The organism is Streptomyces sp. SID11385, assembly GCF_010548245.1.
In the GTDB taxonomy this organism is placed as follows: Bacteria; Actinomycetota; Actinomycetes; order Streptomycetales; family Streptomycetaceae; genus Streptomyces.
The window spans coordinates 1-231 of the sequence record NZ_JAAGLR010000455.1; the positions used below are offsets into that span (position 1 = coordinate 1).

1 pseudogene is annotated in these 231 nt (G+C 76.6%); it reads right to left on the reverse strand.

Features of this window, described 5'->3' with window-relative positions:
• Positions 1-231, reverse strand: a pseudogene (locus G3I42_RS13745) (translation initiation factor IF-2); the annotation flags it as partial.

Genomic DNA, 231 nt, shown 5'->3' on the forward strand with positions numbered 1-231 from the left:
CGACGCGGACGGTGAGCCGTACGCGACCGTCCGGCAGGGCGCGTACGGCGGTCAACTCGCCTTTGACCACGATGCGTTGGGAGTCGCAGCGCTGCACGGCCTTGGCGGCGGCCCGGTCGGCGGCCGCGCCCCCCGCGCTGTCGGCGTCCCCGCCGGAGGTACGAGCCACGACGGTGACGAGCGTGACGCAGGCTGCGAGGGCGACGAGGGCGGAGCCGACGGCCCGGGCAC